Source organism: Lacticaseibacillus camelliae DSM 22697 = JCM 13995 (assembly GCF_001311195.1).
Classification (GTDB): domain Bacteria; phylum Bacillota; class Bacilli; order Lactobacillales; family Lactobacillaceae; genus Lacticaseibacillus; species Lacticaseibacillus camelliae.
The window spans coordinates 23,207-32,745 of the sequence record NZ_BBAJ01000021.1 but is presented as its reverse complement, the minus strand read 5'-3'; the positions used below and the strand labels follow the sequence as shown (position 1 = coordinate 32,745).

4 protein-coding genes, 2 tRNA genes and 5 pseudogenes are annotated in these 9,539 nt (G+C 55.5%); 9 read left to right on the top strand and 2 right to left on the bottom strand.

The window, feature by feature from the left end; all coding sequences use genetic code 11:
* Window positions 1-100 precede the first annotated feature (100 nt).
* Entirely contained in the window at window positions 101-892 is a 792-nt protein-coding gene (locus JCM13995_RS05690; protein ID WP_082397735.1) for a DNA/RNA non-specific endonuclease, read from the bottom strand.
* A 208-nt stretch (window positions 893-1,100) separates the two neighbouring features.
* Between JCM13995_RS05690 and JCM13995_RS05685 the strand changes: the two genes are divergently transcribed.
* A tRNA-Thr gene (locus tag JCM13995_RS05685) sits at window positions 1,101-1,173 on the top strand.
* Window positions 1,174-1,429: 256 nt separating this feature from the next.
* Here the strand turns inward: JCM13995_RS05685 and JCM13995_RS05680 are convergent.
* Window positions 1,430-1,717 carry a hypothetical protein gene (locus tag JCM13995_RS05680; RefSeq protein ID WP_054663426.1) on the bottom strand — a complete coding sequence of 96 codons (288 nt, stop codon included), beginning with the start codon at window positions 1,715-1,717 and terminating at the stop codon, window positions 1,430-1,432.
* A 48-nt stretch (window positions 1,718-1,765) separates the two neighbouring features.
* Here JCM13995_RS05680 and JCM13995_RS05675 point away from each other — a divergent pair, with 48 nt between their 5' ends.
* The 8 genes and pseudogenes from JCM13995_RS05675 to nadE all read left to right on the top strand — a co-directional run bounded on the left by JCM13995_RS05675 (window position 1,766) and on the right by nadE (window position 9,392).
* The gene (locus tag JCM13995_RS05675; protein WP_156314344.1) at window positions 1,766-2,341 is read left to right on the top strand and encodes a hypothetical protein; all 576 of its coding nucleotides are present in this window, start codon (window positions 1,766-1,768) and stop codon (window positions 2,339-2,341) included.
* Between the two features lie 269 nt (window positions 2,342-2,610).
* Window positions 2,611-4,080 (top strand): peptide MFS transporter, encoded by a 1,470-nt coding sequence (locus JCM13995_RS05670; protein WP_054663420.1) that lies wholly within the window; start codon window positions 2,611-2,613, stop codon window positions 4,078-4,080.
* A 217-nt stretch (window positions 4,081-4,297) separates the two neighbouring features.
* Window positions 4,298-5,115 (top strand): annotated as a pseudogene (locus JCM13995_RS05665) (metallophosphoesterase).
* Window positions 5,116-5,179: 64 nt separating this feature from the next.
* Window positions 5,180-5,260, top strand: a tRNA-Tyr gene (locus tag JCM13995_RS05660).
* Between the two features lie 60 nt (window positions 5,261-5,320).
* Window positions 5,321-6,111 (top strand): annotated as a pseudogene (gene proC / locus JCM13995_RS05655) (pyrroline-5-carboxylate reductase).
* A gap of 116 nt (window positions 6,112-6,227) precedes the next feature.
* A pseudogene (locus JCM13995_RS05650) lies at window positions 6,228-6,931 on the top strand (GntR family transcriptional regulator).
* Between the two features lie 129 nt (window positions 6,932-7,060).
* A pseudogene (locus JCM13995_RS05645) lies at window positions 7,061-8,521 on the top strand (nicotinate phosphoribosyltransferase).
* Between the two features lie 44 nt (window positions 8,522-8,565).
* A pseudogene (gene nadE, locus JCM13995_RS05640) lies at window positions 8,566-9,392 on the top strand (NAD(+) synthase).
* Window positions 9,393-9,539: the final 147 nt, after the last annotated feature.

Sequence of the window (9,539 nt, the reverse complement as noted above, 5' to 3'; positions counted from 1 at the left end):
CTAAAAATGTCAGCCCGTCAGGCTGGCTTTTTTTGTTCTCTGGATGATTCGATAGCACAAAAAGCGTCCAGTCGCAATTGCGACTGGACGTTTGCGTTGACTACTGTTCTGGAACATTGATGCTGTGATCGATCACGCTGCGGCCAGTGGCGTAATCATAACGAATGTCAGACTGAACGTTGAAAATGTAGACATTAAAGTCCAAGCCGCCATCCGACTTAGCTTGTAACCAGTATCCGCGCGGCATCAATTCTTGACCACGAAATACGGTCGTGACGCGGTAAATGACTTTTGCGCCGTTCTCGAGGGCTTGGCGAACCTGTTCCTCGTATGGCTGCATCAGGACTTGATTGGCAAATTCTGTTTGTGTCGCCAGGTTCTTCGGATTATCGCTGGAGCCCAAGGCACCTGCCTGAAAGTGCCCAGTGACACTGAGGTTGCCTGACAGGGTGTAGGCAATTAGGTGCCCCCGGTTTTGGCGGTTGACGCGTTTGCCATCGATGATGACGTAGCGGTTGTGCCAGCCAGTTGGTTCGAAGTTTTGGCTGGGCCGCCCCGCAGAATGGATCAACGTCTGCCGGTTGAGATAGCCGACGTTGGTGGTGGTGCGATTTAAACTGTCCAAGTTGCCGTAGAGAATTTTGGGGCCTGCCCAGTCGCTCATATTTAGTTGCGCGTGATCATGACCCACGGTAATGACAGGCGTTGAGCCGTTTTTGTAGTCCAGTGCCGCAAGATGCTTGTAGTTGCCGGTCTGATTTTGCGTCTGAGCAGCCGGGGTGAACTGAGCGGGTTGGTTCTGGTTGAGCTGTCTCGCGCCCCATGCCACCAAACTAACGATGACAGCAACGGTGAAGCCCAGCGTTCTCACCATGCTTCTTCTTTTTCGCATGCGAATCCTCCTCAGGGCATTAGTTTAGCATAGGCGCACTAATTTGGCCCAGATGATTGGCAACCGGCACGTGTGGCTAACCGTGGTAGAAGAGCGGCAGACACGCGACTAGTTGCCGGCTGACCTTGGGCGAGCAAAGAGAACGTAAAAAGGGGTTTACACCGCCTTTTTGCTCCTGTATAATTACGTTTGTTGTCATGAAACTCATGCCGTCTTAGCTCAGTTGGTAGAGCATCGGTATCGTAAACCGAGGGTCGAAGGTTCGAATCCTTTAGACGGCATTTTGATAGGATCTATAGTAGGACACAAAAGCGGAAACCCCGTATAATCGGGTTTCCGCTTTTTCTAACTGGACTAATTTCTAAAAAAGTGGACAGATTTGGACCAACAATGCCCACTGCTACTGATTGCTCTGCTCATCGTCCCGAAACCTGAGACGTTCCTTATCCTCGGCAGGCGCCACAATTGGTGGGCCCTGCCAGAAAAAGACATCCAGACTGCGGTCTTCGTACCGCTGATAGGTGATCTGAAGGTCGTCTAAGCTTTTTGCATAACGGCAAAATACACGGACAGCGGCGCGGTGTCGAGGCGCCCGGACAGCACCAGCAGATATTTCAACATGTTTTCGAAGGTGTCCTGGGTCAACCCGATGGTGATTCTGAACTGCATGTCGATGTAAAGCAGATCGGCAGTGTCGCGAACGATCCCAATTTTTTCAATCGGAAAACCGCCAAAATTGCCAGCGTCCTGCAACGTATAGACAATGTGCTTGGCCTGGCCCTTGGTGAAAGCAGGCTTATTGAACATCAGGTGCCAAAGCGCCATGGTGCCACGACCTTTCTATGCTATAATCATGACCAACGGAGGCGGATCATGAAAAGATTTAGGCGTTTGATAATACTTCTGACTGTTTTGTTCGCTGCTGGCGGCTGTGCCAAGAAGGCCACCAAGCCGGCGTCCAGTAGTTCCAAGACGGTCATCACTAGCAGACAGTATACCACACAGCAATTGCAGGCGCGGTACGTCAAAGTCGCTGACGTGGTGATCAAGCCGCTCAATCAGGCGAGTTACAAGCAGTCCGCGGAGACAATCAAAGCTAGCGTGAAAACTGGCCAAGCAAAGCTGAACCAGATCGCGTTACAGCTCGCGGATAATCAGTCCAACCCGGCGCTGACTAAGGCGCTGCAAAGCTATGTCAAGGCGGCGCAAACGACGCTGACGACGATGGTCGGGACGGATCAGGCTGCCTATAATACTGCCAGCAAGAACTTCTTTACTCAGTGTCAGACGCTTGGTCAGCGCGATTTCGGTGGGCAACTCCCGCAAAGCGTGATCGATTACAGCAAGCGCACGCAGGCAGCAGCCAAAGCAAGCAGTAGCGACAGCACGAGTTCAAGCAGCAGTCTACAAAGCGCAGACAGCAGTTCGGCCTCCAGCAAAAATGAATAAATATTATTTTCTCATTCGCAGCGCTTACAGGCTCATAAACGCCTAATGCGACACCTCTGGCTGAATCCGCTTCAACGCCCTTGATCTTCGGGAAGCATTCACGACAAGGTTTAGCGATTGGGGCTTTATGAGAGGATCGATGAGAAAACAGTTTGACATAAAAAAATTCAGTTTGAGTGCATAATGATTCGCGCTTATAATGTTTCCTTGTATTCTCAGCAACCTCTTGCAATTGACTAGGGCTGAGTGAGAGAGGAAGCATTTTTTATATGGAAAAACCAACTAAAGAAAAACAATTTCTGGGCCATCCGCGTGGGCTGTTGACCCTATCGATGACCGAATTTTGGGAACGGTTCTCGTACTACGGGATGCGCGCCATTCTCATCTACTACATGTATTATTCCGTTGCCAAAGGTGGGCTGGGCTTCAGTCAGGCGACCGCGCTGTCGATCATGTCGATTTACGGCTCGCTGGTCTACCTGAGCTCCACTATTGGCGGCTTCATCTCCGATCGCCTGCTCGGTGCGCGTAAGACCGTGTTCTGGGGCGGCGTGCTCATTATGCTCGGCCATGTCCTGCTGAGCATGCCAGCAGGGGCGACCGCCTTGTTTGGTTCGATCATCCTGATCGTCCTGGGCACAGGGCTGCTGAAGCCCAATGTGTCGGAAATGGTCGGCAACCTGTACAGCGAAAAAGACATTCGTCGCGACTCCGGCTTTTCGATTTTCGTGATGGGGATCAACTTCGGGTCACTGTTGGCACCGCTGATCGTGTCTTGGTTCCAGGCCAAGTACAACTTCCACGTCGGGTTTTCATTGGCCGCCTTCGGGATGGCTGTGGGCTTGATTTTCTACGTGGTGGACGGCCGGAAGTACATTAACTCGGTCGACAATCAGGCGCCGGATCCGATCAGTTCGGATGAATTGCGGCCGCTGCTGGGCAAAATTGGCATTGGCGTGCTGCTCGTTGCGATCCTGCTTGCGATTATGGGCGTGACAGGTTCGCTGAACGTGACGAATGTCATCAGCCTGATCACCATTTTTGCTATTGCAGTACCGATCGTTTACTTCTGGATGATGCTGCGGTCAAAAAAAGGTCACCAAAGTCGAGCACTCCCGGGTTTGGGCGTATGTGCGCTGTTTCTGGCCTCGGTCATTTTCTGGGCGATTGAAGAGTCCGGCTCTTCTGTGCTGGCTGTGTTTGCCGCAAACCAGACCCAGCTGCATTTTGCCGGGCTTCACATTTTGCCCGGCTGGTTCCAGATGCTGAACCCATTATTCATCCTACTTTACGGGCCGATTTTTGCCCGCTTGTGGGTCAAAATGGGCGAAAAGCAGCCCAGCTCGCCGAAGAAGTTCTCCTACGGGTTGGTGCTGGCCGGGCTGTCCTACCTGGTCATGATGCTGCCGCTGATGGTTTCCGGCATTAGCGCGCGGGTGTCACCGCTGTGGCTGGTGCTGTCATGGGCAATCGTGGAAATCGCGGAAATGTTGATCTCGCCTGTCGGTCTGTCAGTCACGACTAAGCTGGCGCCCAAAGCCTTCGCGTCGCAGATGATGAGCATGTGGTTTTTGAGCGACGCGGCCGGGCAAGCAATCAATGCCCAACTGGTGCGCTTCTACACCCCGGGCACCGAAATGGTTTACTTCGGTATCATCGGTGCGCTGACGGTCGTGTTTGGCCTCCTGATGTTGTTCATCGTGCCGCGGATCGAGAAACTGATGCAAGGCGTCAACTGATTCTCGCTGACAAAAGTGTCCTGGGGGCCATCACTGGCCTGCTCAGGACACTTTTTTTCGCATGGCGATGACTGAGCCTGATTGCGTGGCCGCGCTCGGAGCAGGTGGCGTTGGGTTGCCGGGTGGAGTTGACATTGGCAGCCGATTGCCGTCAAGATAACCATAGGCCATGCGGTGTCGCGCCGCCATCCGGCAGGCCGGAACAGGAGGAATCGAGATGGTCAAGTTAGCTTTCAGCGTCGACAATCATTTTGATGTCAATCATATCGATGCCCAAGTGGCAGTGGCCAAAATTGCTGGTTATTTGCTTGCTAACCACTATCAGGTTTACGTGAACGCCGGCGACAGCTTCAACGATTTTACGATGACCTTGTGGTTTTACCAGCAGCTGCAAGCGGCAGTGGGCAATGCCGTGACGATTCGGTACCTTGCAGGAAATCACGACTTAGTCAAGAATGTCTCTTACCAAACCGCCCAAAGCGCCGTGTCGCCCCTGTACCTCCATGAAAAAGCTTTGGCGGTGCCAGGCACTGACACGGTGATCATCGGCAACAACGGCTGGTACGACTACTCGTTGGCACCGGCAGCCTTGCAGGCCAGCGGGGCGGATTTTGCCCAGTGGAAGCGGGCTTATTGGATCGATTCGGCAATCGACCAGCCGGTTTCTGACCAAGAACGCATGGCGCGGGTGCTTGCGACCACCCAGCAGGCACTGGGTGCCGCGGCAGGGCGGCGGGTCATTTACGTGACCCATTTTGTGCCGACCCCACTGTTGATGGCGTACAGCCTGCGCATCCGCGCTGGCAGATGGCCACTGGCCTGATGGGGTCGCGCCACCTTGGCGAGCTGCTCGAGCGGTTTGAAGTGGCCGATGTGGTGTTTGGCCATCTGCATCACCGCGATCGGCCGGTGGTCGCCAATCACACGACGTATCACCACCAGCCGATGGGGTACGGACTGCGGCGGCTAACGGAGTGGCGCAGCGACGATTGGTTTGCGGAGTGGCAAAGCACGCTTGTGACGCTGCAGGCCTGACGAAAAACAAAAAGGCGTTGCGCGGCGTGGCAATTTTTTTTGTATGCTAAGTGTCGAGATTCTTGGAGGATTAGCGAAGAGGCTAAACGCGACGGACTGTAAATCCGTTCCTTCGGGTTCCTAGGTTCGAATCCTAGATCCTCCATTTGGGGCCGCCAGGTTGGCGGCTTTTTTTTGCATCAAGACAGTCGAAGGAGGAACACACATGAAACTTGGTTTTATCGGGGCCGGTAACATGGCCCAGGCAATCATTGCAGGGTTGCTGAAGGCGAAGGCGCTGGCGCCTTCAGATATTATCATTCACGGCGGCCACCCCGAAAATTTTGAGCCCTACGCGGCGCGCACTGGCGTGACTGCCGTCGCCAGCAACACCGCGGTGGCTGAGGCGGCCGACTGGGTGGTGCTGGCGGTCGCACCGGCGTTGGGCCAACCGGTCTTCGCCGAGGTGCACGACACTTTAGTGAAGCGGCCGATTCCGGTGCTGTCCTTGCTGACAGGGGTTGATCTGAAGACCTGGCGGCTTGGGCCAACACGCCGGTCCCGTTGGTGCGGGTGATGCCGAACCTCAACGTGGCGCTGAACGCCGGCATGACAGCGTATGTGGCCAACGAGGCGGCGGCTCAAGTGCTGCCTGACGTGGTGGCCCTCCTGAGCCGGCTGGGCGAAACCATCGCGCTCCCGGAAAAAGATTTTTCCACGTTTGTTGCGTTGGCCGGCAGCTCGCCTGCTTTTGTTTACATGTTCATCGATGCGCTCAGTCGCGCAGGCGTGAAGTACGGTCTGACCAAGGCGGCTGCCACCAAAATCGCGGCCCAGGCGGTCAGCGGTTCCGCGCAGATGGTGCTCAGCAGTCGGGACAGTCCGCTGGACCTGGCCGATAAAGTTGCCAGCCCCGGCGGCACGACGGTGGCGGGGATGCTGGTGATGGAGGCTGCGGGCTTTATGCCAGCAGTGGTCGCTGGGGTCGACGCCACGATTGCCAAGGACCGAGAGTAACTTCTGGCGCCGGCCTGAAGGCGCAATTTTTCCGCCCCCTTGTAATTTAGGTCTATACCAGTTAAAATATAGGTATCATTGGGACGTGGCCTAGCAGACCAGGGAGGATGAAGATTATGGAAGCACCGGTATACATTCAGATCCACAATCAAATCAAGAAAGAAATCGAAGCTGGCAAGTGGCAGATCGGTGACCGCATTCCGAGTGAACGCGATTTGGCCGTTACCTTCAACGTGTCGCGGATGACCCTGCGGCAGGCGATCCAGACGCTGGTGGACGAGGGGATCCTGGAGCGGCGCATTGGGGCCGGCACGTTTGTGGCCAACCAAAAGGTCCAAGAGCGCGTGTCCGGTGTGACCAGCTTCACCGACATCATGATTGCCCAAGGCAAGCGCCCCTCGAGCAAGACCATCTCTTATCACGTCGCCAAGCCCTCCCTTTCTGAAAGTGAAAAACTAAAGCTTAAGGACGGGGACCAGGTGCTGCGGATGGAGCGGATCCGATTCGCGGATGATGTCCCGATCAGTTTTGAGGTGGCCACAGTGCCGTACGATCTGGTCAAGGATTTTTCCAAGAGCGAAGTCACCAAGTCCTTCTACCACACGCTGGAGAAAAAAAAGGCGGCTACGTCCTCGGCGGCGCGCAGCAAACCGTCAGTGCGATGACCGCCTCCGAGCGGATTGCGGAGTACCTGGCGATCAAGCGCGGGGATGCGATCTTGCGGCTGCGGCAGACCTCATTCCTGCAGGATGGCAAGCCGTTTGAGTACGTGCGCACCCAGTACGTAGGCGAGCGCTTTGAGTTCTACCTGGAGCGCTAAGGTACTGAATGTTAAGACTGATTAGCGAAGGCCAAGCGTAAAAGCAGCGGCCTCGCTTTTTTTGTTATAATAAAAATCATTCTTACCCAAGACAGTCGCACGGCAGCCCCGCGCGCAAAGGAGCAGACAATGGATTATGCGGACGACAGTTTAGTCTTGCATACAGACTTTTACGAACTGAACATGATGTACACGTACTGGCAGCAAGGAATTTCGGAGCGTAACGCCGTGTTTGAATGCTACTTCCGCGACTTGCCGTTCGGCAGCGGCTTTGCCGTCTTTGCTGGCCTTGAGCACGCGGTCGATTACCTACAGCATCTGCGGTTCACCGATTCCGACCTGGCCTACCTGAAGGAATCCACCCCCTATCCGCAGGGCTTTTTGGACTATCTGCGGGATTTGAAGTTCACGTGCACGGTGCGCTCAGCCGTTGAAGGAGACCTCGTGTTCAACAACGAGCCGATGATGCAGGTGGAAGGTCCGCTGGCTCAGGCCCAGCTCGTCGAAACGGCACTGCTGAACATTTTGAATTACCAGACGCTGGTTGCGACCAAGGCGGCGCGGATTCGGGCCGTGGTGGGCGATGATCCATTGATGGAGTTCGGCACCCGGCGTGCGCAGGAAACTTCTGCGGCGATTTGGGGCACCCGCGCCGCGTACATCGGCGGGTTCAATTCCACGTCCAACGTGCGCGCCGGCAAGCTGTTCGGCATTCCGATTGCCGGCACGCACGCGCATGCGCTGGTGCAGGCCTACCGCGACGATTACGAGGCCTTCAAGGCCTACGCAGAAGTTAACCACGACGTCACCTTTTTGGTCGATACCTACGACACGCTGCGGTCCGGGGTGCCGGCGGCCATTAAGGTGGCCAAGGAAATGGGCGACAAGATCGATTTTCAGGGCGTGCGCATCGACTCCGGCGACATGGCCTACATTTCCAAGCGCGTCCGCCAGCAGCTTGACGAGGCCGGGTTCACCCAAACCAAAATCGTGGCCTCCAATGACTTGGATGAGAACACGATTCAGAACCTCAAGATGCAAGGCGCCAAAATCGATATTTGGGGCATCGGGACCAAGCTGATCACGGCTTACGACCACCCGGCGCTCGGGGCGGTGTACAAGTTAGTATCGATCGAAGACGAAAGCGGCAAGATGGTGGATACCATTAAGCTTTCTTCCAACGCCGAAAAAGTTTCCACGCCGGGTAAAAAAACAGGTCTGGCGGATCACCCGGCGCTCCAACGGCAAGTCGGAAGGGGACTTCATCGCGCGCGACGAAGAAGAGGTGGCCGGCCAAGACGAGCTCTACATGTTCCATCCCAGCTACCCGTACATCAACAAAACCGTCAAGGACTTCAACGCCCGGCCGGTGCTGCAAACCATTTTTGACCATGGCGAGCTGGTTTACCAGCTGCGACGCTCGACGCGATCCGTGCCTTCTGTCTGCAAAGTGTCGACTCGCTGTGGGATGAGTACACGCGAGTGCTGAACCCGCAAGAGTACCCGGTTGACTTGTCTCAGCAGTTGTGGGATGACAAGATGGATTTGATCAAGCACGTCAAGGTCAAGGTGCAAAAACAGCAGTTGTAACCAAATTGCGACCGCATACCGGCCCAACTTTGAAGGAGAATATTATGCGTCCATTACAAAAAGAAATTATTGCCGCGCTTCACGTGCAGCCCACCATTGATCCGGAAACCGAACTGCGGCGCTCAGTCGACTTTCTCAAGCAGTACATCAGTCACTTTCCGGCGCTGAAAACCTATGTGTTAGGGATTTCCGGTGGCCAGGACTCGACGCTTGCCGGCGCCATGGCGGAACGGGCGATGACCGAGCTGCGCCAGGAAACCGGCGACCAGGACTACAAGTTTATTGCGGTGCGCCTGCCTTACGGTGAACAGGCCGACGAGGCCGATGCCATGGCGGCAATCGCCTTTATGCACGCCGACGAAACCATGCGCGTCAACATCAAGGATTCGGTCGACGCCATGGAACAGGCCGTGGCTGCGAACGGGCTGACCGTTTCCGACTTCAACAAGGGCAACATGAAGGCCCGCGCCCGCATGATCGCGCAGTACGCCATCGCCGGTGCCCGCAGTGGGGCCGTGGTGGGCACTGACCACGCGGCTGAGGCGGTCACCGGGTTCTACACCAAGTTCGGCGACGGCGGGGCCGACGTGACCCCGCTGTGGCGGCTGAACAAGCGCCAAGGCGCCGGCATTTTGAAGCTGCTGGACGCCCCGGCGCACCTTTATGAAAAGGCGCCGACTGCCGATCTGGAAGAGAATCGGCCGGCACTGCCTGACGAAGTGGCGTTGGGCGTTTCCTACCGTGACATCGACGACTACCTGGAAGCAAGGCCGTGTCCGATCAGGCCGCCGAAACCATCGAAAGCTGGTACCAGCGGTCTGCTCACAAGCGGCACCTGCCGATCACCGTATTCGACGACTTTTGGAAATAGTGCTTGCTCAAAAGTAGTTAATTAGTTATACTTATATTACACATAAGGGAGTAACTAACGGCGCTTGCCGTGGTCATGTCATCAGCTAGGCAAAATTCTGGTGTGACCTGAAACTGTGAGACTTATGCTGCCATGAGGCAGTGTAAG